General features: G+C 61.3%; 18 protein-coding genes. 12 read left to right on the top strand and 6 right to left on the bottom strand.

The genetic code is table 11. The features are described from left to right. The 3 genes from AB5Y50_RS04100 to AB5Y50_RS04090 form a co-directional block, all read left to right on the top strand. On the top strand, nucleotides 1-3,912 hold a 3,912-nt coding region (locus AB5Y50_RS04100; RefSeq protein ID WP_368162418.1), incomplete at its 5' end, for a type I secretion C-terminal target domain-containing protein. Nucleotides 3,913-3,999: 87 nt separating this feature from the next. Then, a complete protein-coding gene (locus AB5Y50_RS04095) occupies nucleotides 4,000-4,557 on the top strand; it encodes a hypothetical protein (protein ID WP_109112813.1) in 558 nt (185 codons plus the stop codon). A 54-nt stretch (nucleotides 4,558-4,611) separates the two neighbouring features. Then, on the top strand, nucleotides 4,612-5,313 hold the full coding sequence (locus AB5Y50_RS04090) for an SIMPL domain-containing protein (protein ID WP_010675156.1): 702 nt from the start codon (nucleotides 4,612-4,614) through the stop codon (nucleotides 5,311-5,313). Nucleotides 5,314-5,474: 161 nt separating this feature from the next. Here the strand turns inward: AB5Y50_RS04090 and AB5Y50_RS04085 are convergent, their stop codons facing one another. Beyond that, nucleotides 5,475-6,851 (bottom strand): amino acid permease, encoded by a 1,377-nt coding sequence (locus AB5Y50_RS04085; protein ID WP_104454345.1) that lies wholly within the window; start codon nucleotides 6,849-6,851, stop codon nucleotides 5,475-5,477. Nucleotides 6,852-7,207: 356 nt separating this feature from the next. Between AB5Y50_RS04085 and AB5Y50_RS04080 the strand changes: the two genes are divergently transcribed. Then, entirely contained in the window at nucleotides 7,208-7,483 is a 276-nt protein-coding gene (locus AB5Y50_RS04080; protein ID WP_109112814.1) for a hypothetical protein, read from the top strand. 129 nt (nucleotides 7,484-7,612) lie between these two features. On the opposite strand, the gene AB5Y50_RS04075 is transcribed toward AB5Y50_RS04080, so the two are convergent. After that, nucleotides 7,613-8,425, bottom strand: coding sequence for a pyruvate, water dikinase regulatory protein (locus AB5Y50_RS04075; protein ID WP_010675153.1), 813 nt, complete (start codon nucleotides 8,423-8,425; stop codon nucleotides 7,613-7,615). Between the two features lie 307 nt (nucleotides 8,426-8,732). Between AB5Y50_RS04075 and ppsA the strand changes: the two genes are divergently transcribed. Both ppsA and modF read left to right on the top strand, forming a co-directional pair. Continuing rightward, nucleotides 8,733-11,105 (top strand): phosphoenolpyruvate synthase, encoded by a 2,373-nt coding sequence (ppsA, locus tag AB5Y50_RS04070; protein WP_368162417.1) that lies wholly within the window; start codon nucleotides 8,733-8,735, stop codon nucleotides 11,103-11,105. Nucleotides 11,106-11,223: 118 nt separating this feature from the next. Next, complete coding sequence (gene modF, locus AB5Y50_RS04065; RefSeq protein WP_210539156.1) at nucleotides 11,224-12,678, top strand: molybdate ABC transporter ATP-binding protein ModF; 1,455 nt, start codon at nucleotides 11,224-11,226, stop codon at nucleotides 12,676-12,678. Between the two features lie 18 nt (nucleotides 12,679-12,696). Here modF and AB5Y50_RS04060 read toward each other — a convergent pair whose 3' ends face one another. From AB5Y50_RS04060 to AB5Y50_RS04050, 3 genes are all read right to left on the bottom strand, one after another. After that, nucleotides 12,697-12,888, bottom strand: coding sequence for a hypothetical protein (locus tag AB5Y50_RS04060; protein ID WP_223915819.1), 192 nt, complete (start codon nucleotides 12,886-12,888; stop codon nucleotides 12,697-12,699). Between the two features lie 5 nt (nucleotides 12,889-12,893). Next, a complete protein-coding gene (locus AB5Y50_RS04055) occupies nucleotides 12,894-13,433 on the bottom strand; it encodes a hydrolase (protein ID WP_109113225.1) in 540 nt (179 codons plus the stop codon). A gap of 69 nt (nucleotides 13,434-13,502) precedes the next feature. After that, nucleotides 13,503-13,889, bottom strand: coding sequence for a VOC family protein (locus AB5Y50_RS04050; RefSeq protein WP_210539157.1), 387 nt, complete (start codon nucleotides 13,887-13,889; stop codon nucleotides 13,503-13,505). 338 nt (nucleotides 13,890-14,227) lie between these two features. On the opposite strand from AB5Y50_RS04050, the gene AB5Y50_RS04045 reads away from it, so the two are divergent. Continuing rightward, nucleotides 14,228-15,049, top strand: coding sequence for a MetQ/NlpA family ABC transporter substrate-binding protein (locus AB5Y50_RS04045; RefSeq protein WP_041214971.1), 822 nt, complete (start codon nucleotides 14,228-14,230; stop codon nucleotides 15,047-15,049). A 54-nt stretch (nucleotides 15,050-15,103) separates the two neighbouring features. On the opposite strand, the gene AB5Y50_RS04040 is transcribed toward AB5Y50_RS04045, so the two are convergent. Continuing rightward, nucleotides 15,104-15,826: a phosphatase PAP2 family protein gene (locus tag AB5Y50_RS04040; RefSeq protein ID WP_069651435.1), complete on the bottom strand. Its 723-nt coding sequence runs from the start codon at nucleotides 15,824-15,826 to the stop codon at nucleotides 15,104-15,106. A gap of 250 nt (nucleotides 15,827-16,076) precedes the next feature. Here AB5Y50_RS04040 and AB5Y50_RS04035 point away from each other — a divergent pair, with 250 nt between their 5' ends. The 5 genes from AB5Y50_RS04035 (at nucleotide 16,077) to accD (ending at nucleotide 22,740) form a co-directional block, all read left to right on the top strand. After that, nucleotides 16,077-17,198: a 4-phosphoerythronate dehydrogenase gene (locus tag AB5Y50_RS04035; protein WP_103858298.1), complete on the top strand. Its 1,122-nt coding sequence runs from the start codon at nucleotides 16,077-16,079 to the stop codon at nucleotides 17,196-17,198. A 146-nt stretch (nucleotides 17,199-17,344) separates the two neighbouring features. Beyond that, nucleotides 17,345-18,361: an aspartate-semialdehyde dehydrogenase gene (locus tag AB5Y50_RS04030; RefSeq protein WP_041214974.1), complete on the top strand. Its 1,017-nt coding sequence runs from the start codon at nucleotides 17,345-17,347 to the stop codon at nucleotides 18,359-18,361. Nucleotides 18,362-18,654: 293 nt separating this feature from the next. Further along, nucleotides 18,655-20,781: a FimV/HubP family polar landmark protein gene (locus tag AB5Y50_RS04025; protein ID WP_223915826.1), complete on the top strand. Its 2,127-nt coding sequence runs from the start codon at nucleotides 18,655-18,657 to the stop codon at nucleotides 20,779-20,781. Nucleotides 20,782-20,947: 166 nt separating this feature from the next. After that, nucleotides 20,948-21,757, top strand: a complete 810-nt coding sequence (truA, locus tag AB5Y50_RS04020; RefSeq protein WP_041214976.1) for a tRNA pseudouridine(38-40) synthase TruA — start codon at nucleotides 20,948-20,950, stop codon at nucleotides 21,755-21,757. A 119-nt stretch (nucleotides 21,758-21,876) separates the two neighbouring features. After that, nucleotides 21,877-22,740, top strand: a complete 864-nt coding sequence (gene accD / locus AB5Y50_RS04015; protein WP_010675139.1) for an acetyl-CoA carboxylase, carboxyltransferase subunit beta — start codon at nucleotides 21,877-21,879, stop codon at nucleotides 22,738-22,740. The last annotated feature ends 1 nt before the right edge of the window (nucleotide 22,741 follow it).

Here is a 22,741-nt window from a genome sequence, read left to right as displayed (position 1 = left end):
AACAACCTGGTCCTCAATGGCAACGTCATCACCAACGACGTGCAGGGGGCGGATGGCGCGGCGGTGACCGCGGGCACCCTGAGCGGGACTTACGGCAGCCTGGTGCTCAATGCCAACGGCACCTACACCTACACCCTCAACCCGAGCGACGGTGACTTCAAGGCGCTGACCGGGGGCGGGGTGGGCAGCGAAGTGTTCACCTACACCCTGACGGATACGGACGGAGATGTGAGCACGGCGACCCTGACCCTGACCATCAAGAACGACGATGACGGGGTGACCATCACCAACCTGACGCCCAAGGGCGAGGGCGGGGATGCGAAGGTGTACGAGGACGACCTGCTGGCGACCCGCGGCGCGAATGAGTCGGCGGGGTCGGACAGCAGCAAGGAGTCGACCACGGTGACGGGGGACTTCACCATCAGCGCGCCGGACGGGGTGAAGACCCTGAGCGTGGGTGGCATCAACATCGTGGTGAACGGGGTGGTGGCGGGCTTCCCGCTGAGCGGGGTGACCACGCCGCTGGGCAACACCCTGACCATCACCGGGTACAACCCGGCGACCGGGCTGGTGAGCTACAGCTACACCCTGAACGACAACGAGGCGCACCCGACGGCGAACGGCAACAACAGCCTGTTCGAAGACTTCGCGGTGAGCCTGGTGGACAGCGACGGGGATTCGGCCTCGAACACCCTGAGTGTGCAGATCGTGGATGACGTGCCGACGGCGAAGGATAACAGCGTTACGGTGACGGAAGCCGGGTTGCCTCCATTCAACCTCGTCTTGGTGATCGATACTTCGGGCAGCATGCTCTGGAAGATAGGCACGACCACTAATGGATCCCCGAATCGTCTGGAACTGGCCAAGAGTGCGTTGAACCACATGATTGACTCTTATGTGGCTCTGGGGGTTCCCCTGACCATCACAGTAATCGATTTTGCCAGTGGTGCTTTGCTGATCCCGCAGACGAGCGATCCCGACGTGGCCAAGGCCAGCATCTCCGGCCTGCCAACAGATGGCGGTGGTACCAACTACAATGCGCCTCTTGTATTAGCACAGAACCAATTGACAGCCGATCTAGCCAATCCGGCATTGGCTGGTTACGAAACCAAGGTCTACTTCCTGTCGGATGGTGCACCCAATGAGGGCAACGTTCCGGCAGGCTGGACAAGCTTTGTGAACAACAACAACGTGGAGGTCTATGCCGTTGGCCTCAACGTCAGTGGCAACGCATCGGCCATTTCGCAACTGGCCCTGGTGGAGGATAACGGTGACACCGTGACTCTGGTCGATAATATCAATGACCTGGATGCCACCTTGCAAGCCACAGTGCCGCCACCGGCAACCGGCAACGTGATCACCGACGTAGATGGCAGTGCTGGTGTGGATGTTGCGGGTGCCGATGGCCCCGTGACCGTAGTGCAGATCAGCTTTACCGTCACCAATCCGGCTGTTTATGCCGGGGTGGCCGACAGCATCAACGGCAATGTCGTGACCTTCCTGGTGCAAGGCGGCACAACGGGTTCCATCCCGACGCCGGCAGGGGGCCGACTGACCGTGAATGCGGACGGTTCCTACTCCTACTCACCCCCCAATGATGTGGCGGCTCATACCCAGGAGGTCTTCACCTACACCATCGTGGATTCGGACGGCGATACCTCCAGCGCCCAGCTGAAAATCCTGGTACTGGATACGTCCCCCATCGTCGCCTCCGTGTTTGAAGACGGCCTGCCCACAGGCTTGCCAGGCAACAATCCTCTGCTGACGACGGTCAGTGGGTCTCTGGCGCAAATGGTGGCGGATAGCGTGGGGGTTAGCTTTGGCATGGGGTCGACGGCAGGGCTGCCTGCACTGACCTCGGGGGGCGTGGCGATCACCTATAGCATCACTCATGGTGCCGGGGTCGATACGCTGGTTGCCATGGCTGGTAGCAAACCCATCTTCACCCTGCAGGTGGAGAGTGATGGGGATTACACCTTCACCCTGCAAGGCTCCATTGATCATCCCCAGGGAGATGGAAACGATCTGGAGCTGAAGGCCCTCAACCTGTCCAGCGTGATCAGCGCACATGAAGGCGTGGACAATGTCGCATTGATCCGCAACTTCATCGTCCAGGTGGAAGATGATGTGCCCTTCGTGATGACGCCCGCCATGGGGGTCATGTTGAACCAATCGGGCGTGACCGGCACCTTCTTGCTGGATGGTGATGGTACCTTGTCAAACAACTATGGTGCGGATGGTGGGAGCATCCGCTTTGACAGTGCACTTAATGGCAGCAACAGCGGACTGACGTCCGGTGGCTTGCCCATTACTTATTCATTATCCTCAAACGGAACAGTGCTCACGGCTGCCACGGCTGCAGGGACTGTCTTCATCGCGACCTTGCAGCCTGCCTCTGCCACTTACCAAGTCCAGATGATAGGAGAGGTTGATGGTGGTCAGACCACGATAGACTTTAATGGTGGTGGCTATAACTTCGTCGGTGGCAACGGTCCTTGGGCTGGATTCACCGCTGTGGCTAATGACAGCAAGGATCTGCTGTTGACGGCGATGACGGGTGGGGTGGACGGCGGTACCGTTAATACCACAGCCAATACCGGGGGGATCAGTGGTGGAGCATCTATCGGCCTCGGTGAGGCTATGCGGATCGACTTTGTTGTCGATCTTACAGGTTCTCCTGGGAGTAGTGGGTCTTATGGCGACCCAGCCACACATGCCTTTGAGGCACACTACGACGTCAATGGTGCCTCGGCTCTGTTTACCGCAATCGGCAGTAGTGGATCCAGCGTGAAGATCGTTGCCCGTCAGGATGTAGACAATGACAACGATATAGGCGATGGAAACAAGGAGTCGTTGACAGCGGTGGCCATCAGCTTCAACGGCTCGACTAAGGTTGTCAGCATAGCTGCAGGCATGTCGCAGATTGTCTCCGTGGGAGGGCGAAACTTTACGGTGAACTTCAGTGATGATGATCCCGGTGCTGGTGTGGCCTATGTCGCAACCGTGGTGGGGGTGGTGAGCAATACCAAGTTGGCTGCCTACACGGCGGATGGGTATAACAGCCTAGAATTCCACTACGCTGCGGGCAGTGACTTCAAGATAGGGGACTTTGGTTCCAGCGTTGCCACTCCTGGGATCCCGGTCAGTCTGCAACTGCCAGTCACACTGATTGACGGGGACGGCGATGCAGTCCACAGCAATATCGGACTAAGCCTGTTGCCGGAAGCCCCGTTCACAGCAGACTATGATGCCGCCGCCAGCGCTGTGAATGTGACCTTCAACAGCACGCAAGGGCATGCCATCGGCTCCGATTTTGGGGACAGCATAACAGGGAACAGTCTGGACAATATCTTGTCGGGTGGCGCCGGTGATGATCTGCTCTTAGGAGCTGGCGGCAAGGATACCTTGGTCGGGGGAACCGGAAACGACCAGCTGGATGGAGGCAGTGGTAACGATACCTTGCTCGGAGAGTCCGGCAACGACACTCTGACGGGTGGCCTTGGCAACGACATCCTGCTGGGGGGGGATGGCAATGACCTGCTGATTGGGGGTATCGGCAGTGATACCCTGACTGGTGGGGCTGGCAAGGATACCTTCAAATGGATGGCAGGTGATGCAGGAGGCACGGATACCATCAAAGACTTCACCACGGGGGCCAATGGAGATGTTCTGGACCTGAGTGAACTGCTCAGTGGTGAGCATGCCGATGCGAGCACACTGGATCACTATCTTACCTTTGCTCCTGGTCCGGGCAGTGGCAAGTCGACACTGACCATTGATCTGGATGGAGCGGGAAGTGGCACCACGACTCATACCATCCTCTTTGACAACGTGGATCTGACGGCTGGCAAATCCAATCTGCAGATCATTCAGGATCTGCTGGATCAGGGCAACCTCAAGGTCGATCCGTAAGCAGGGTATGGGGGCCGGGTGTGCCCGGCCCCTGTTATTTGATGGAGTGGGCAGATAAGATAGCTGCAGTATCAGGAGAGGGTCACCATGCAGTCATTCAACTGGGTCGACATCGACGGCATTCGCTATAGCTGGAACGGGCAGGACAATATCGTCTGCACCGGCCGCTTTGGCTATCAGGCCACGATGACGGGTGACACGCTCAACGGTCTGGAGCTGGAGAGCGAAGATGGTGAGGTGGCGGGGTTGCTGAATGTGGACTTTGCCGCTTCTCGTATCAGCTTCACGCCGGCAGAGGATGCGCCCCTGCCCCATATGATGGTGCTGGTCGGCCATGAGTGGGGGCAGCAGGAGTATTCGTTGCAGAGCCTGAGCGATACCTCCTTGCAGGGGCTGCTCAGCCACGGTGAGGAGCTTGACTGGGGGGGGCTGGCCGTCGTGACGACGTCCGAGCCGAATCTGCCATCACAAGGTCATGTTCTGTCGTGGGATTCGTTCCACTTTGAGGATGAATCGCTGTTTGGCAGCCCGGCGCCTGCTTCCGTGATGACAAGCCATGGCAATTCAGGAGGAGGGGAGATCAGCATCAATATCGACATGACCAATCAGGTGCTGGACCAGATCCCGCCGACACACGATATATGAATCCCAATCGACGACATGCATAATGACCTCCATCTAAATGATGGAGGTTTTTTTATGTGGCGTCCCCTTCTTACCCTGTCCGCGCTGGTTGTCAGTGCTCCGTTGCTTGCCATCGAGGTTCCTCAGGCCCCCCATCTGGTCGTCAGTGGCTATGCGGAGCAGAAGGCTGAACCAGACATGCTGACGCTCAATGTCGCCGTCACGGCACTGGAGAAGCAGGGCATCAAGGCCAAACAGCAGGTAGATACCAAGGTAGCAGCCTTCTTTGGCCAGCTGGAGAGCCTCGGCATCAAGCGCAGCGACGTGGAGGCTGGCAATCTGGTGATCTCCCCCGAGTACCAGTACCCCCAGAACAAGCAACCCGAAATGGTGGGTTACCGTGCCCAGCGTCAGCTGGCGGTCAAACTCTACCAGCTCGACAAGTTGAGCCAGCTGATGGACACCGCCCTCAAGGCGGGTCTGGAGTCCGTGACCCAGATAGAGTACGGCCTGAAGTCACCACAGGTCATCAAGGAGCAGGCCCGGCTTGGTGCTGTTGCTGATGCCACGAGCAAGGCGGAATCCCTGGCCAAGGCTTTCGGCATGAAGCTTGGCAAGGTATATAGCGTTGAATACCGCAACAGTTCCCCCATGCCGGTCTATACCCGTGCCATGAAGGCTGCGGCAGCCCCTGCCGCCGACATGATGGAAAACAGCTATCAACAGCAGCAGATCAGCATCACTGACAATGTAGAAGCCGTCTTCCTGCTGGAATAACACAGCCCCTTTGTCCATCACTCAAACCCGAGGCAACCCCTCGGGTTTGTCATTGCAGGGGCTGGCAGGACAAGTGAGCCGCGAATTGGGTCAGGTGAAACGGGAATGGAATAAAAAATGCCGGTCAGTGACCGGCATTTTTGTTGGAGGAGGCTTGATGCCTAGCCCAGGTTGGTAGCCAGCTTGCGTTGGCTCTTCTGTTTGAGCAGATAGCCGATACCGAGTACCAGGACCCAGGCCGGGATCAGCTCGACCGAGATGCGGGTGCCGTCGTTCATGTACATGATCACCAGGATGGCGGCCATGAAGGCGAGGCAGAGGTAGTTGCCAAACGGGCTCCACAGTGCCTTGAACTTGGTGGTGACGCCTTCTGCAGCCTTCACCTTGCGGAACTTGAGGTGCGCCAGGCTGATCATGGCCCAGTTGATGACCAGGGCGGAGACCACCAGAGACATCAGCAGACCAAAGGCCTTGCCCGGGATCAAATAGTTGATGAGCACGCACAGCAGGGTGGCCGCGGCCGAGATGGTGATGGCGGTCAGGGGCACGCCGCTCTTGTTAGTCTTGAGCAGGGCCTTGGGGCCGTTGCCCTGCTTGGCCAGGCCAAACAGCATGCGGCTGTTGCAGTAGACGCAGCTGTTGTACACCGACAGCGCGGCGGTCAGCACCACCAGGTTAAGTACGTTGGCTACCAGGTTGCTGTCGAGCGCATGGAAGATCATCACGAACGGGCTGCCGCCTTCCACTACCTTGCCCCAGGGATAGAGGGAGAGCAGTACGGTGAGGGCACCGATGTAGAAGATGAGGATGCGGTAGATCACCTGATTGGTGGCCTTGGGGATGCTCTTCTCGGGATTGTCCGCTTCTGCTGCCGTGATGCCGACCAGCTCCAGACCGCCGAAGGAGAACATGATGAAGGCCATTGCCATCACCAGCCCGCCGACGCCGTTGGGGAAGAAGCCACCCTGGGCCCAGAGGTTGCTGACCGTGGCCTCGGGGCCGCCGCTGCCGGAGAACAGCATCCAGCCGCCGAATCCGATCATGCCGAGAATGGCGACCACCTTGATGATGGCGAACCAGAACTCCATCTCGCCGAACGCCTTGACGTTGGAGAGGTTGATGGCGTTGATCAGCACGAAGAAGAAGGCCGCCGACATCCAGGTCGGGATCTCGGGCCACCAGTACTGGACATAGATGCCGACTGCCGTCAGCTCGGCCATGCTCACCAGCACATAGAGCACCCAGTAGTTCCAGCCGGAGGCGAAGCCGGCGAAGTCACCCCAGTACTTGTAGGCAAAATGGCTGAATGAACCGGCAACCGGCTCTTCCACCACCATCTCGCCCAGCTGGCGCATGATGAGGAAGGCGATGAAGCCGCCGATGGCATAGCCCAGCAGCACCGCAGGGCCCGCCATCTTGATGGTGTCGGCAATGCCGAGGAACAGGCCTGTACCGATGGCACCGCCCAGTGCGATAAGCTGGATATGGCGGTTTTTCAGACCGCGCTTGAGCTCGTCGCCGTGTTGTTGAAGATCCATGCTTCCTTCCTTACGTCGCTGAAATCACTCGGCTCGCGTCCCGTCAGCCACAGCACTTCCTCTGCCTGGCGCGGCATCTTGTGCCGAAAACGTGACGAAATCCGTATTTATATCGTTACGGTTTGCCGCTGGCTGTTTTTTGTAGCGGCTACCAACCCGAGCAGAATAGTGATAATCGACCATTCATGCACCTGTTTTCCTCATCATTGGCTGCTATTTTGTGCGACATGCAGGTTTTTCATGATCTGGAAAGGGGTTTTTAGAGTGGTTGCTGGTTTTGTGTTCCGATGGATTTCCATCTATTGACTCAGTCTGGTTTTCATGGCCTTGTTGCCCTTTGATAAAAAGGGACTCATATGATGGAGCGTATTGTCGGTGGCCTAGTGATGGTCGTGCTCTGGTTCGGGATCTGGCTATCCCCCATGTTGCTGACGATGGCGATGAGCAGCCTTGTTGTCTGGGGCTGGTTGGGAGCGGATTACCTGGTGAACCACATCGCCATGGTGCTCATCCTTGCTGCCGGGATGGGGCTGGTGCCAGCCTGCTGGCTGAGCGAGCGAGTCCGCAAGGGCAGGGGACTCATTAATTTTCACGGCATGTTGATGAACAACAAGGAACTCAACAAGCCCTGAGCCTGCTTGCCCCGCGAGTGATGGGATGCCAGCGATGATGCTGGCATCATTTTTTCATCCTGTTTCTCTGTTTCGTTATCTTGCCACTCATCTATTTCATGGTGCGTTGTGCTGTCACAGCCTTGCAGGTTAGCAGAGCTGGCGGCGAAGGCCGGTTGCTTCCAGGATCTTGGCGCTGATCTCCTCGACCGAGTGGGAGCTGGTATCGAGGAAGCGGATCGCCTCCTGGCGGAACAGCCTCTCGACGCTGGCCAGCTCCTGTTTGCATTGATCAAGCGAGGAGTAGCGGCTGTTGGCGCGGCGCTGGTTGCGGATCTCGTGCAGCCGCTGCGGCATGATGGTGAGGCCGAACAATTTGTGGCGATTGGCCTTGAGGGCGGCGGGCAGCTCCAGCGATCCCATGTCCTGCTCGATAAAGGGATAGTTGGCGGCGCGAATGCCAAATTGCAGTGCCAGATAGAGGCTGGTCGGTGTCTTGCCGCAACGGGAGACCCCGATGAGGATGATGTCTGCCTCGTCATACTCCCTGGTGGTGATGCCATCGTCGTTGGCCAGCGCAAAGTTGACCGCTTCGATGCGATCGTCGTACAGCTTGCGGTTTTCCATGCCATGGGTGCGATGCAACCTGGGTTCGGCCTTGATACCGAGCTCCTGTTCGAGAGGGCTCACGAAGGTGTTGAGAAAATCGTGGCTGCTGGCCTGGGCCTTGAGCACCTCTTCACGCACCATGGGGTCGACGATGGTGTGAAACAGGATGGGGCGCACCCCGGTCTGGCGAAACTGCTCGTCAATGCGTGCCCGTACCTGGCGCGCTTTCTCCTGGGTCTCGACAAAGGGGATGGTGACCTGCTCGAAGGCCAGGGGAAACTGGCTCAACACGGCGTGGCCGAAGACTTCGGCGGTGATGGCGGTGCCGTCGGATACATAGAATACGGTGTGCACTGCGGACTCCTGTGGTGCGCTCCAGGGGGCGGCGAGAAATAAGTATCTCTCGAAACCATATCGTTTTTGTCAACAGATCTGCCATGCCCAAGTTGTGAACTCGCTTGCAAACCTGAGTCGTTACCTTTTTGTGTCGCTATTGTAGAATGCCTGTGTCAAACGACCATCCCCAACTCTTGCTCGGGGATTTTTTTGACAATAAATAGAAAACGTTTTCATGGTCGTTGGCAACAGACACTAACAAAAACACACGACTTGGCACAGCAGGTGAATTGTCACCCTGGCCCCCCAACCTGGAGACATGCAAATGCAACAGTACGTACTCTGGTACGAACAGCTCGGTATGCAGGACGTTGAACGCGTCGGCGGCAAGAATGCATCCCTTGGCGAGATGATCAGCAACCTCTCGGGGGCCGGCGTGTCCGTGCCGGGCGGGTTTGCGACCACGGCCTTTGCGTTTAACGAGTTTCTGGAGTTAAGCGGCCTCAACGGCAAGATCCATGATCTGCTCGACAGTCTGGATGTGGATGACATCGCCGCCCTCAACCGGGCCGGTCAGCAGATCCGCGACTGGGTGGTGGAAGCGCCCTTCCAGCCCGCTCTGGAGCAGGCGGTGCGTGAGGCCTACGACAAGCTGAGCGCCGGGCTCGAGGCATCCTTTGCCGTGCGCTCCTCTGCCACTGCGGAAGACATGCCGGATGCGTCGTTTGCCGGTCAGCAGGAGACCTTCCTCAACGTGCGCGGTATCGATGCCGTCATGACGGCCATCAAGCATGTGTTTGCCTCTCTGTTCAACGATCGCGCCATCTCCTACCGGGTCCATCAGGGCTATGACCACAAGGGGGTCGCTCTCTCCGCCGGGGTACAGCGCATGGTGCGCTCGGATCTCGCTGCCTCAGGCGTCATGTTTACCCTGGACACCGAATCCGGCTTCAACGACGTGGTCTTCATCACCGGCGCCCAGGGCCTGGGCGAGATGGTGGTGCAGGGGGCCGTCAACCCGGACGAGTTCTATGTGCACAAGCCGACCCTCAAGGCCGGGCGCCCTGCCGTGGTGCGCAAGACGCTGGGCTCCAAGTTCATCAAGATGACCTACTCCGGGGATGCCGGTCATGGCCGTCAGGTGAAGGTGGTCGACACCACCGATGCCGAGCGCAACCGCTTCTGCATCACGGACGAGGAAGTGATGGCCCTGGCAAAGCAGGCCCTCATCATCGAGCAGCATTACGGTCGCCCGATGGACATCGAGTGGGCCAAGGATGGTCAGGATGGCAAGCTCTACATCGTTCAGGCCCGTCCGGAAACCGTGCGTAGCCGCCAGGAAGCCAATACCCTCGAGCGCTTTGCCCTCAAGCAAACCGGCAAGGTGCTGATCGAGGGGCGCGCCATCGGCCACAAGATTGGCGCGGGTCCGGCCCGTGTCATCTCCTCCATCAGCCAGATGGATGAAGTGCAGCCCGGCGATGTGCTGGTCACCGACATGACCGACCCGGACTGGGAGCCCATCATGAAGCGCGCTTCCGCCATCGTCACCAACCGGGGTGGACGCACCTGTCACGCCGCCATCATCGCCCGGGAGCTTGGCATTCCGGCAGTGGTGGGTTGCGGCAACGCCACCGACCACATCCAGGATGGTCAGCTCATCACCGTCTCCTGTGCGGAAGGGGATACCGGCTTCATCTATGACGGCGAGCTCGACTTTGACGTGGCGGTGACCGAGGTGGGCAACATGCCGCGCCTGCCCATCAAGATCATGATGAACGTCGGCAATCCGGACCGCGCCTTCGATTTTGCCCAGTTGCCGAATGCCGGTGTGGGCCTGGCCCGCCTCGAGTTCATCATCAACCGCATGATCGGGGTCCACCCCAAGGCGCTGCTGGAGTTCGATCAGCAGACCCCGGAACTCCAGGCCACCATCACCAGGATGATCGCGGGCTACGAGAGCCCCAGGGAGTTCTACGTAGCCAAGCTGACGGAAGGGATCGCCACCCTGGCGGCCGCCTTCTGGCCTGAGCGGGTCATCGTGCGGATGTCGGACTTCAAGTCCAATGAGTACGCCAACCTGGTGGGGGGCCGTGGTTACGAACCCCATGAAGAGAACCCCATGATCGGTTTCCGTGGTGCGTCGCGCTACATTGCCGACAGTTTCCGCCCCTGCTTCGCCCTCGAGTGCGAGGCGATGAAACGGGTGCGGGATGTCATGGGGCTGACCAACGTCGAGGTGATGATCCCCTTCGTGCGTACCCTGGGTGAGGCGGAGCAGGTGGTGGAGATACTGGCTGAGAACGGCTTGCGCCGTGGCGAGCGCGGCCTGAAAGTCATCATGATGTGCGAGCTGCCTTCCAATGCGCTGCTGGCGGACAAGTTCCTCGAGCACTTCGACGGCTTCTCCATCGGCTCCAATGACATGACCCAGTTGACCCTGGGGCTGGATCGGGACTCCGGGCTCATCGCCCACCTGTTCGACGAGCGAAACGAGGCGGTCAAGGCACTGCTGGCCATGGCCATCGCCGCCGCCCGCAAGGCGGGCAAGTACGTGGGGATCTGCGGCCAGGGGCCGTCCGATCACCCGGACTTCGCCGCCTGGCTGGTCGAGCAGGGGATCGATTCCGTGTCGCTCAACCCCGATACCGTGGTCGACACCTGGCTCTATCTGGCCGAGCAGCACAAGGCCGGCTAAACTCGTCCCCGCTTTTTGATGACACGGCGCCGCAATGGCGCCGTTTTTGTCTGCGCCCCCCTTTTTTTGTTACAAGGGGAATGCGCAAGGCGCTCCGCACCCATCACAGGACGATCCCATGACCTCATTGCAGTGGCAATCCGCCACCCTGGCCCTGCGTGGCCACCACACCCTGGTTATTCCCGAACTCTGTCTCACCCCGCAGGCCTGCTGGGCCTTCGTCGGCAGCAACGGCAGCGGCAAGACGGCGCTGGCGTCGGCCCTGTGCGGCGAGCTGGTCGTGCGTGCCGGAGCGGTATGGGGCCGAGTCCGGGCCGAGCGACTCTCGTTCGAGTCGCAGCAACAGCTGGGGGAGCTGGACTGGCAGCGGCGCAATACCGACATGCTGGGAGAAGAGGAGGAGGCGGGGTATCGGGTATCGACCCTGATGCTGGAGGCGGGGGGCGAGGAGCATGAGGCACGCGCGCTGCTGGCCCGTTTTGGCATTGAATCCCTGTGGGAGCGCCCCTATCGCTACCTCTCGAGCGGGGAGGGGCGCAAGCTGCTGCTGGCCCGGGCCCTGCTGGGGCGACCCGAGCTGCTGGTGCTGGACGAACCCTTCGATGGCCTGGATCAGGGGGCCAGGGCTTCTTTGATGATGTTGCTGGCCGACCTGGTGTCAGAGGGGCTGCGTCTGGTGGTGATCGTCAACCGTTTTGATGAGATCCCCCCCTTTGCCACTCACCTCGGCCTGCTCGGCGAGTGTCGTCTGCTGCTGGCGGGGGAGCGCGAGGCGGTGCTCGGCAGCCAGGAGGTGGCCCAGCTGGCTCGCGCCGAAACCGTATCCCCCCGTTTGCCGCCACCGCTGACGACACCCGAGCCCTTGCCTCCCGGCCCTCGGGTCGTCATGAAAGCCATGCGTATCGCTTACGGGGATCAGGTGATCATCGACGGGCTCGACTGGACCATTGACGAGGGGGAGCACTGGCAACTGGTGGGACCAAACGGCGCTGGCAAGTCGACCCTGCTCTCCCTCATCACCGGAGATCACCCGCAAGGTTACAACAATGAACTCCATCTGTTCGGACGGCGGCGGGGCAGCGGCGAGAGCATCTGGGAGATCAAGCGCCATATCGGGCTCGTGAGCCCGGCGCTGCATCTGGACTATCGTGTCAGCTGCCCGGTGCAGACAGTGATCCTCTCCGGTTTCTACGACTCCATCGGGCTTTATACCCGGCCGGGGGATCGTCAGCTGGCGCTGGCCAACCAGTGGCTGGCCCTGCTGGGGCTGGCCGATCAGGGGGCGCAGCCTTTCCACTCTCTCTCTTTCGGTCAGCAGCGACTGGTGCTGATCGCCCGGGCTCTGGTCAAGCATCCGCCGCTGCTCATCCTGGACGAACCCCTGCAGGGACTGGATCCCCTCAACCGTCACCTGGTGCGGGAGATGGTGGCGCGCCTCGTTGGCGAGGGAACCCAGCTGTTGTTCGTTTCCCATCATGCCGATGATGCGCCCCCCGGTCTGACCCACAGGTTGAGCTTCGTGCCAAGAGAGGGGGGAGGATACGACTATCTGCAGGAGCGTCTGGGGGGCTGAGCCGTCCGGGCGGCATGGTCAGAGAGGGGCTGGTTCGGCGAGGAGCGGCGGCATCCCTAGCAGCGTCCACCACAGTCCGAAGAAGAGCATGATCCCCAGCCAGAGCCAGGCCAGATAGTGACGGGTGGCCGCCATCCCCGTCACCGTCACCATGAGTGCCGCCCCGAAGGCGATGAGGGCGAACAGAAAGGGCGCCATATTGTCCATCATGGCGGTCATTTCACCAGGGAGAGGATCTTGCGAAATGCCGGATGGCGGCAATCCCCCATCAGCTCATAGAGGCACATCTCCACCGAGGTGAGGGCGGCGCCCCGGGCCGCCAGCTGAGCGATGGCGAGATCCCGGTTGGCAAGGGTGCGGGACGACACCGCATCCACCACCAGCGAGACCCCGGCACCGCTGGCGAGAAGCCCCAGCACGCTCTGGTAGACGCAGATATGGGTCTCGATGCCACATACCAGCCAATGCTCTACCCCGCTTTCGGCCAACGCGGCCGCCACCGTCGGCTCACCCAGGGCGCCGAAGCTGTATTTGGGCAGCACAAGATCGCCTGCCTGCAGCGACTGCAATTCGGGCACGGTGGCACCGAGCTTGTCCGGGTTCTGCTCCAGCCAGACAACCGGCAGCCCCAGCACCCTGGCCCCTTGCACCAGCCTGGCGGTATTGGCAATCAGGGTGTCGCTCTCCTCGACCAGACGGGCCAGTTTGCCCTGGATATCGACGACCAGCAGGCCGGTGGTGTTTTGCTCAAGCATGAATGTCTCCTTGTCTGTGGCGGACTGCCTCGCCTGAAGGCTTTCGTTGGCTGACTGAGTGGCGCTGCTTCACTCGCTTGCCGTGTCTGGGCATTCAAGGTAGGTCATCGCCTCGATGTTGTTGCCATCGGGATCGCGCAGGAAGGCGGCGTAGTAATTGGGGGCATAGTGGGAACGCAGTCCCGGCAGCCCATTGCAGGCAAAACCTGCCTTGATCCCCGCGTGATGGAACGCATCCACCTGTGTCGTGTCGTCGGCCCTGAATGCGAGATGGCAGGAGGCGCCCTGCTGCCCCCGCTCAATCAGAAAGCCCACGTGATCGCGGCCCATCAGGCCAAAACCGGCCGCCGCCTCATCAGACCATTTGAGTTCTATCAAAAGAGGAGTCAGTACGGTGGCGTAGAAGTGCTGACAGGAGTCAAAACGCACCACCTTGATTTCAACATGATCGAACACGGTGACTCCTTGTGTTGTCTGGGTGTAGAGCAGCCCATCAGGCCCTCATGGGAACCGTTGAAATGGGTATCGAATGACCACAATAAGCCAGTTTGACGCCAGGCAGGGAGAGGGCAAGGCGCATAACTGCGCGCTCCGTCAAAGATTTTTCATCCAGTTGCGGGATGCGCTTTGCTTCGTGCTGGCCAAGCTTGCCCGGTTTTGTTGCTTGGCGAAGGCTACGAGCTCTGTTATGGTGTGCTAAATTAGCCGTTTGGATGGCTAGATGGTTGTGTGGTGGCTGCATGTTCGCCCCCGACCGTTCACCGTTTTGATGATCATGTTGACAGGGAGTTTTTATGCAACGTCGTTCCTTCTTCACCCTTTCCGCCCTGGCGCTGCTCGCCAGCAGCCTGCCGCTGTCCGCCTTTGCCATCGATGAGGCGAAGAAAGAGATCGTCATCGGCACCACGGTTGGCGACTTTGCCGACATGGTGACCGACTCTATCAAGCCGCAGCTCGAAGCCAAGGGCTACAAGGTCAAGCTGGTGGAGTTCACCGACTACGTGACCCCCAACATCGCCCTGGCGGACGGGTCGCTTGACGTCAACTGCTTCCAGCACAAGCCCTATCTGGAGAGCTTCGCCAAAGACCGGGGTCTCTCTCTGGCGCCCATCACCCAGGTACCGACCGGTCCCATGGGGCTCTACGCCGGCAAGCTGGGGGATCTGAAGGCGGTGAAAGAGGGAAGCACGGTCGCCATCCCGAACGATCCCACCAACCAGGCCCGAGCACTGCTGATGTTGCAGGATCTGGGCTGGCTGAGCCTCAAGGAGGGGATCAATCCTCTCAAGGCGAGCGAGTTCGACGTGGTGAAGAACCCCCACAACCTCAAGCTGGTGCTGCTGGAGGCGGCGCAGCTGCCGCGCTCCCGTGAGGATGTGGACTTCTCCGTCATCAACGGCAACTTTGCCGCCTCAAGCGGGATCCCGTTCAGCTCCGGCCTCTTCCTCGAGCGCAGCTATGACTTCATCAACTGGGTGGTGGTAAAGAGCGCCGATGCGGGCAAGCCGTTCGCCAAGGATGTGGCGGCCGCCTACAACTCCCCCGAATTCAAGGCTTATGCCGCCAAGCGCTTCGTCGGCTACAAGTATCCCGAGGGCTGGCAGCAGAAGGGGTGAGTGGCGTACAAGCGATAAAAAACGGGCACCCAGGTGCCCGTTTTTTATTGGACGTCAGTAGTGGCGCAACCACCAGCGGGCGGCCAGGAGGGCGGTGAGGCTGCCAAGCAGGGCGCTTGCCAGCACATCCAGGGGCCAGTGCATGCCGATAAGGGTGCGCGAGAGGCCAATCCCGATGGCCCAGAGCGGCAGCAGCCAGGCCCCGGCGGGTGCCCGGGCCAGCCAGATCAGGCCGAAGAACTGGGCGAGGCTCATGGCGGCGATGCTGTGACCGGAGGGAAAGGCATAGTTGACCTCTGCCTGCCAGTGCTGGCCGAGCCAGGCGGGCAGCGCCAGCAACTGGGTCGCGGCGTGGACCTGTTCGCTGCGAAGGGCCTGGCTTCCCCCATAGAACTGGCGGATGGCGGGGATCAGCTCCTGGCTCTCCAGCCAGATGAGGTAGGGCCTGGGCTCCTCGGTCAGCAGCTTGATGAGGCTCTTGATGACCCAGTCGCTCGCCAGCACGGCAAAGAGGGCGCCAGCCAGCGCCAGCAGGGCGCGACTGTCCAGCGTCAGCTTGTGTCTTGTGAGCAGCAGCAGGGCGGCGATGGTGAAGACCAGCCCCGGCAAGTCCACCATGCGGGTGAGGGCGTAGGGCCACCATAGCCAGCCCGATTGCAGGGCCTGGGTCATGAACGGCTGCCAGGGCAGGCAGACGAGCAATAGCAGGGGAAGGAGCAGGAGGGCATTGAAATGAAGCACCTTGCGGCGTGGCAACGAAGAGGAGTGAGTCGGCATCAAGGGGTCCGGTTCGGTGGCGCGAGCGGCTAAAAAGAGGCGTCATTGTGCCAGTCAGGTTGCTCTGGTCAAGGCGAAGGGGGCGAGGGCAACAGGCTGTTACATATGATGCTGCCGGGCATCGTGCCCGCACCTGAGGCCGGAAGGCGGAAAGATGGCCGCAGAGCGGTCTGCCAACAAGCCTCTGAAAATCCGTCGCGTTTGGGCTAGAATGGCGCGCCTGTGGCCCTGGTGGACGAGATGCGTGCCGATGAAGATCGTCGTTGATGAAAATATGCCCCATGCGGTGGAGCTGTTTGCGGAATTTGGTGAAGTGGTTCCCCTGCCGGGACGAGAAATAAAGGCCGCGGATCTGCAAGAGGCGGATGTGCTGCTGGTGCGCTCCGTGACCCGGGTCAACGAAGCGCTCCTGGCGAGTTGCCCCAGGCTGGGGTTTGTCGGCACGGCCACCATCGGCACGGATCACATCGATCAGGGGCTGCTGGCGGCGCGGGGCATCCCCTTCTTCAGCGCCCCCGGCTGCAACAAGGTGTCGGTGGGGGACTACGTGCTCTCCGCCCTGCTGGTTCTGGCGGAACGCCATGAGCTGACCTTGAGCGAGATGAGCCTCGCCGTCATCGGTGCCGGCAACACCGGCGAGAGCGTGGCCGGCAAGGCCGAGGCGCTCGGGATGAAGGTGCTGCGCTGCGACCCGCCCCTGGCCCGTAGCGGCGCCGCTGGCGACTTCGTGGATTACCGCACTGCCCTGGATGCCGACATCGTCAGCTTCCATGTCCCCTATCTTCGTGAAGGGGATGAGGCCACCTTCCACCTGCTGGGAGCCGAGGAGATCGCCGAGCGTCCGGCCGGGCAGATCCTCATCAACGCCTCCCGCGGCGAGGTGTGGGACAACCGTGCCCTGCTTGTCCGCCAGCAGGGACCCCATCCCCTGCGACTGGTGATGGACGTGTGGGAAGGAGAGCCGGAGCCCCTCAATGAACTGGTGCCCCATACCGAGCTGGCCACCCCGCACATCGCCGGTTATAGCCTGGAAGGCAAGGCCCGTGGCACCTGGATGCTCTATGAGGCGCTGTGCCGGCAACTGGGGCGCACCCCGCGCCAGGATCTGCAATCCCTGCTGCCTGCCCCAGAGGTGCGCGAGCTGACGCCGGGGCAGCCAGCGGATCAGGCGCTCATCAAGCAGCTTGTCCACCTTGTTTATGACGTGCGCCGTGACGACGCCCGTTTTCGCAACCGGATCGGGCTGCCCGGCAGCTTCGATGAGCAGCGCAAGCGCTACCCCGAGCGGCGCGAATTGGGCGCCCTGCAACTGAAAGGGCCCTTCGCCGACGACAGATTGGCCCGACTGGGCTTTGCCGTCTCGGAGCAATAAACCCGATTTCAACAAGGGGAAGGGCTTGCCCAGGCGGCGCTTCCCCCCGGCCCGGCATCATGGCGGGCCTGTCATCAAACCGATACGCGTGCCAGCCGGGCCCTCATGCCCGGCCCCGACGGGCCGCATCACAGGAGAACAGATCAGTGAGTCAGCAATTCAACGTAGCGGTATTGGGTGCCAGCGGCGCCGTGGGTCAGGCCATGATCGAGATCCTGGAGGAGCGCGCCTTCCCGGTAGCGACCCTCTATCCGCTCGCCTCCAGTCGCAGCGCTGGGGACACGGTGCGTTTTGGTGGCAAGAACGTCGACATCCTTGACGTGGAGGCCTTTGACTGGAGCCAGGTGGAGATTGCACTCTTCTCCGCCGGTGCCGAGGTCTCGGCCAAATGGGCGCCCATCGCCGCCGAGCACGGCTGCATCGTCATCGACAACACCTCCTGCTTCCGCTACGACGAGGACATTCCCCTGGTCATTCCGGAAGTGAACCCGGACGCGCTGGCCGATTTTCGCAACCGCAACATCATCGCCAACCCCAACTGCTCCACCATCCAGATGCTGGTGGCCCTCAAGCCCCTGCACGACGAGGTGGGCATCAGTCGCATCAACGTGGCGACCTACCAATCCGTCTCCGGCTCCGGCAAGGAAGGGGTGAGCGAGCTGGCGGGCCAGACCGCCCACCTGCTCAACGGCCGTCCGGTGGAGCCGACCCTCTATCCGCAGCAGATCGCCTTCAACCTGATCCCGCAGATCGATGCCTTCACCGACAACGGCTACACCCGGGAAGAGATGAAGATGGTGTGGGAGACCCAGAAGATCCTGGGGGATGCCAGCATCGCCGTGAACCCCACCTGCGTGCGGGTACCGGTCTTCTATGGTCACGCTGAGGCGGTTCATGTGGAGCTGCACCAGCCGCTGGACGCCGAGCAGGTCAAGGAGCTGCTGCGCAATGCCCCGGGCGTCACCCTGTTTGATGATGAAGGGGACTACCCGACCCCGGTGCGCGATGCCACCGGCCAGGATGATGTGATGGTCGGGCGGGTGCGCCAGGATATTTCTCATCCGAGTGGTATCAATATGTGGATCGTGGCCGATAACGTTCGTAAGGGCGCGGCGACCAACAGCGTGCAGATTGCCGAACTGCTGGTACGCGACTACCTCTGAGGCCGGATGTCGGCCCCGGGCGGGGAGGGAACCCCGCCTTGATGTGGGCGCCCTGGCCCCGGGATGTGACCGGGAACCCACTCTCCGGTTTTTGGAATACCGTGTGATATCAGTGGACTAGGTTTTTTTCTACACTCTGGTTCGCGTCTGGGGCTGCTTTCTGGTCGCCGCCGGGCGCGAAATATGTCGGATCGCTGGCTTGAGACCGGCGCCTGATTTATATTGAGCCGATTGTTTTGGGGTAACTATCCAGATTTTTCAATGTGATAGGGCCGTCATACGAAGGAACGAATATGGGACATTCCCGCATAACGCTGGCAACGCTACTCGCATTGGGGCTTCTGGGCACGGTTCAGGCCGAAGAGGGGGCGCGAGAACCCTTCTTTGTCGAACTCAAGGGACCGGATGGCTCACCGCCCCCCGCGGTGCAACCAGAGCCCCGGGCCCAGCCCGTGGCGCCCGTCACCCTGCCCAGAGCCCAGCCCATCGTGCGTCAGGTGCCTGCTGCGTCGGCTGGCAGTTATGGTCCCGTGCGTCCCACCGATACCCTCTGGAGTCTGGCGAGCAAGCATCGCCCGTCCAACCGGGTAAGCGTCTACCAGACCATGGTAGCCATCTATGACAAGAACCCCCGAAGCTTCGCAGACGGCAACATCAACCATATTCTGGTGGGTTCCCACATCCTGCTGCCCACCGCCGCAGAGGCGGGGCGCATCACAGATGCCGAAGCACGCCGTCGCTTCAACAGCGACAACGCGAGCTGGAAGGGGCTGAGCCCCAAATACCTGGCCAACAAGCAATCCCACGTCGCCCAGCCGGTGGTGAGCAAGCCTGCTCCGGCCAAGCCGGCTGTGGTGGCCAAGAATACACCGCCCAAGGCGGCGCCGATCCCGGCGGCACCCAAGGCAACGGCTCCAGCCCCCGAGGTGAAGGAGACCGCCAAGGCGGCTGTCTCCACCCCCGTGGTGGTGAGCGCTGCTGCGAGCAGCGCCGCCAGCACGGCGCCGGCGCCCCTGCCCGCCACTGCGGTGGGCAAACCCTCTACCGAGATGGCGCTGGCCCTGGAAGATGCCAACGCCCAGCTCGGCCAGGTCACCGAGATGAACCACAGGCTCAAGCTGCGCCTGCAAGCCCTGACCGAAGAGGTGGAGACCCTCAAGGCCCAGTTGCAGGATCAGACCGCCCTGCAAAAAGAGGTGGCGGAACTCAAGGCCAATCCGACGCCTCCCGTGGTGGCGCCGGTGCCCAAACAGAGCTGGCTGATGGAGCTGCTCTCTTCGCCGCTCAATCTCGCCATGATCATCCTGCTGCCGGTACTCCTGGTGCTTGCCCTGGTCACGCTCTGGCTGCGTGCTCGTGCCCGCCGCGAGCTGGAAGAGCAGGAGAAGAGCCTCTCCGAGTCGACCTCCATGGTCATGGGAGACGAGAACAGCGAGTTTGATCAGTTGATGACGGTGGGCATCGCGGATGACGAGCCCCTCCATGGCATGCCGGATCTCAACGAGCCGGAAGTGAGCAGGAAGCAAGATGGTGCCAGTGCTGCCGCCGATGTCATCTTCCGGGATGACGAGACGGCGCTCTCCGCTTTTGATGTGGAGCCTGCGGTGACGACGGCGAACCGGGATCCGGATCTGGTGCCCGAGCTGGATCTGGCCCACGAGGGGGACTTCGATCTGCCCGTGGTGCCGGAACTCGATCTCTCCGACGAGCCCACCTCCTCTGCTCGTGGTCATGACGAGATCATGACCGAGGAAGAGCTGCAGGCCGCCCTGTTTGCCGAGCTGGACGCGGATCTGGAAGCGGATCTGGCCCAGGCCCAGGAGGAGAGCCGCAGCCAGCGTGACGAGACACTGGCCAACTTCGATCTGAGCGATCTAGAGACCGGGTTTGGCGAGCCGACCGACGATGAGCTTGCCGCCAAGGCGCCGCACATCGACGAGACGGGGTTTGGCAAGGACGATGTGGACGACATGCTGGCCGAGCTCGGGCTGGAGCCCACCAAGCCGGCGGCGTCCGAGTGGGATCCCAGCGAGCTGGCCCTGGCTGACTTCGAGGATGCCTTCGCCGAGGTGGAGTCCCATCAGGGGGAGGTGAAACCCCGCGAGCAGGTGCAAGACAGCGACTTCGTTGAAATCGACAAGCTGCTGGCCGATGCCGATGCCAGCAGCACGGAGCAGGAACCCTATCAGGGCTTCTCCCTGGATGTGGGGCTGGACGGTTTCCCCGAGGTGCTGCCGGAGTCCAACGGCTTTGATGTGGATGCCGATGACGGCGGGGTGGGGGCCAAGCTGGATCTGGCCCGGGCTTACCTCGAGATCGACGACAAGGAGAGCGCCCGCGAGCTGCTGGAAGAGGCGGTGGCCCAGGGCAGCGAGCACCAGCGCAGCGAGGCGCAGAAGCTGCTCAAACGCCTGGGCTAGGCAGGCGCTTGTCATCCATGCACCAGAGAGGGCAGCCCACGGGCTGCCCTCTCTCTTTGGGGGCCACGCACCGCGGCCTCGCCCGGTCTGGGACTTTTGAGCCCAAGCGCGTATAATCCGCCCCGTTTCTTTCACTGCATCCTTTCATCAGAAGACACCGTTACCCATGCGAATTGCCCTTGGTATTGAATATGACGGCAGCCGGTACTTCGGCTGGCAGCGCCAGCGCGAAGTGATCAGCGTCCAGGAGGAGCTGGAAAAAGCCCTCAGCCGCATCGCCAACCACCCCGTCTCCATCCAGTGTGCCGGTCGCACCGATGCGGGGGTGCATGCCACTGGCCAGGTGATCCACTTCGATACCGAGTCGAACCGCGCAGAAGGCGCCTGGACCCTGGGGCTCAACTCCAACCTGCCCCCTGACATCGCCGTGCGCTGGGTCAGGGAGGTGGACGAGCATTTCCATGCCCGCTTCAGCGCCACCGCCCGTCGCTACCGTTACGTCATCTACAACCACAACTACCGCCCGGCGATCCTGGGCCAAGGCGTCAGCCACTACCACGAAGCCATCGATGCGACGCTGATGCATCAGGCCGGTCAGAGCCTGCTGGGGGAGCACGACTTCAGCACCTTCCGGGCTGTCGCCTGTCAGTCCAACACCCCCTGGCGCAATGTGACCCACCTGTGTGTCAGCCGTTCCGGCCCCTACATCGTGCTCGACATCAAGGCCAACGCCTTCCTGCATCACATGGTGCGCAACATCACCGGCTCCCTGCTGCTGGTGGGGCAGGGGCTTCAACCGGTGGAGTGGATTGCCGAGGTGCTGGCGGCGAAGGATCGCAACCTGGCGGGCCCGACCGCCAAGGCGGGCGGCCTCTATCTGGTGGATGTGGATTACCCGGCCGAATTCGGGTTGCCCCGGCCGCCTCTCGGTCCGCTGTGGCTGCCGGACTCGGCACCGGGTACGACCAGTTTTTAGTAACTGGGCCCGAAAATTTGTGGTTTAATGATCCGTCGTTTATTGCCATCGAGCCGTTAAGTCATTGAACAATCAAGGCTCGATGTGTTTTGTCAGGCACAAATGCATTAAGGAATTCCATGAGCTGGCTTGAGAAGATCCTTCCCAAGAGCAAGATCACCACACCGCGTCGTCACAACATTCCGGAAGGGGTGTGGACCAAGTGTACTGCTTGCGAACAGGTGCTCTACCGGGCAGAGCTGGAGCGCAATCTCGAAGTGTGCCCCAAGTGTGACCATCATATGCGCATCAGCGCACGTGCCCGTCTCGAGAGCTTCCTCGACGCCGAGGGACGCAGCGAAGTCGCGGCCGAGCTGGAGCCGCAAGACATCCTGAAATTCAAGGATTCCAAGCGCTACAAGGATCGTTTGTCTGCCGCCCAGAAAGAGACGGGCGAGAAGGATGCGCTGGTGGTGATGAAGGGGACCCTCAAGGGGGTACCGGTCGTCGCCTGTTCATTCGAGTTCTCCTTCATCGGGGGCTCCATGTCCTCCGTGGTCGGTGCCCGCTTCGTGCGCGCCGTCGAGGAGAGCATCAAGGAGGGCCGCGGTCTGGTCTGCTTCTCCACCTCCGGTGGTGCGCGGATGCAGGAAGCCCTGTTCTCCCTGATGCAGATGGCGAAGACCAGTGCGGCCCTAGATCGCCTCACCAAGGCGGGCCTGCCCTTCATCTCCGTGCTGACCGACCCCACCATGGGTGGCGTCTCCGCGAGTCTGGCCATGCTGGGTGACATCAACGTAGGCGAACCCAAGGCGTTGATCGGCTTTGCCGGCCCCCGCGTCATCGAGCAGACCGTGCGCGAGAAACTGCCGGAAGGCTTCCAGCGCTCCGAGTTCCTGCTGGAGAAGGGCGCCATCGATCTCATCATCGACAGGCGCGAAATGCGCAACCGTCTGGCCGGTCTGCTGGCCAAGCTGATGAACACTCAGGTTATCGAAGACTGAA

Source organism: Aeromonas sp. s6, assembly GCF_040907815.1.
Classification (GTDB): domain Bacteria; phylum Pseudomonadota; class Gammaproteobacteria; order Enterobacterales; family Aeromonadaceae; genus Aeromonas; species Aeromonas caviae.
The sequence above is the reverse complement of the archived record's forward strand: the minus strand, read 5'-3'. Positions and strand labels throughout refer to the sequence as shown.

Bases quoted from the DNA above. Each gene is read 5' to 3' on its own strand.
- accD (WP_010675139.1), top strand. From the start codon at position 21,877: ATGAGCTGGCTTGAGAAGATCCTTCCCAAGAGCAAGATCACCACACCG.
- AB5Y50_RS04085 (WP_104454345.1), bottom strand. From the start codon at position 6,851: ATGGATCTTCAACAACACGGCGACGAGCTCAAGCGCGGTCTGAAAAAC.
- modF (WP_210539156.1), top strand. From the start codon at position 11,224: ATGACCTCATTGCAGTGGCAATCCGCCACCCTGGCCCTGCGTGGCCAC.
- AB5Y50_RS04090 (WP_010675156.1), top strand. From the start codon at position 4,612: ATGTGGCGTCCCCTTCTTACCCTGTCCGCGCTGGTTGTCAGTGCTCCG.
- AB5Y50_RS04035 (WP_103858298.1), top strand. From the start codon at position 16,077: ATGAAGATCGTCGTTGATGAAAATATGCCCCATGCGGTGGAGCTGTTT.
- AB5Y50_RS04095 (WP_109112813.1), top strand. From the start codon at position 4,000: ATGCAGTCATTCAACTGGGTCGACATCGACGGCATTCGCTATAGCTGG.
- ppsA (WP_368162417.1), top strand. From the start codon at position 8,733: ATGCAACAGTACGTACTCTGGTACGAACAGCTCGGTATGCAGGACGTT.
- AB5Y50_RS04045 (WP_041214971.1), top strand. From the start codon at position 14,228: ATGCAACGTCGTTCCTTCTTCACCCTTTCCGCCCTGGCGCTGCTCGCC.
- AB5Y50_RS04055 (WP_109113225.1), bottom strand. From the start codon at position 13,433: ATGCTTGAGCAAAACACCACCGGCCTGCTGGTCGTCGATATCCAGGGC.
- AB5Y50_RS04080 (WP_109112814.1), top strand. From the start codon at position 7,208: ATGATGGAGCGTATTGTCGGTGGCCTAGTGATGGTCGTGCTCTGGTTC.
- AB5Y50_RS04025 (WP_223915826.1), top strand. From the start codon at position 18,655: ATGGGACATTCCCGCATAACGCTGGCAACGCTACTCGCATTGGGGCTT.
- AB5Y50_RS04040 (WP_069651435.1), bottom strand. From the start codon at position 15,826: ATGCCGACTCACTCCTCTTCGTTGCCACGCCGCAAGGTGCTTCATTTC.
- truA (WP_041214976.1), top strand. From the start codon at position 20,948: ATGCGAATTGCCCTTGGTATTGAATATGACGGCAGCCGGTACTTCGGC.
- AB5Y50_RS04060 (WP_223915819.1), bottom strand. From the start codon at position 12,888: ATGATGGACAATATGGCGCCCTTTCTGTTCGCCCTCATCGCCTTCGGG.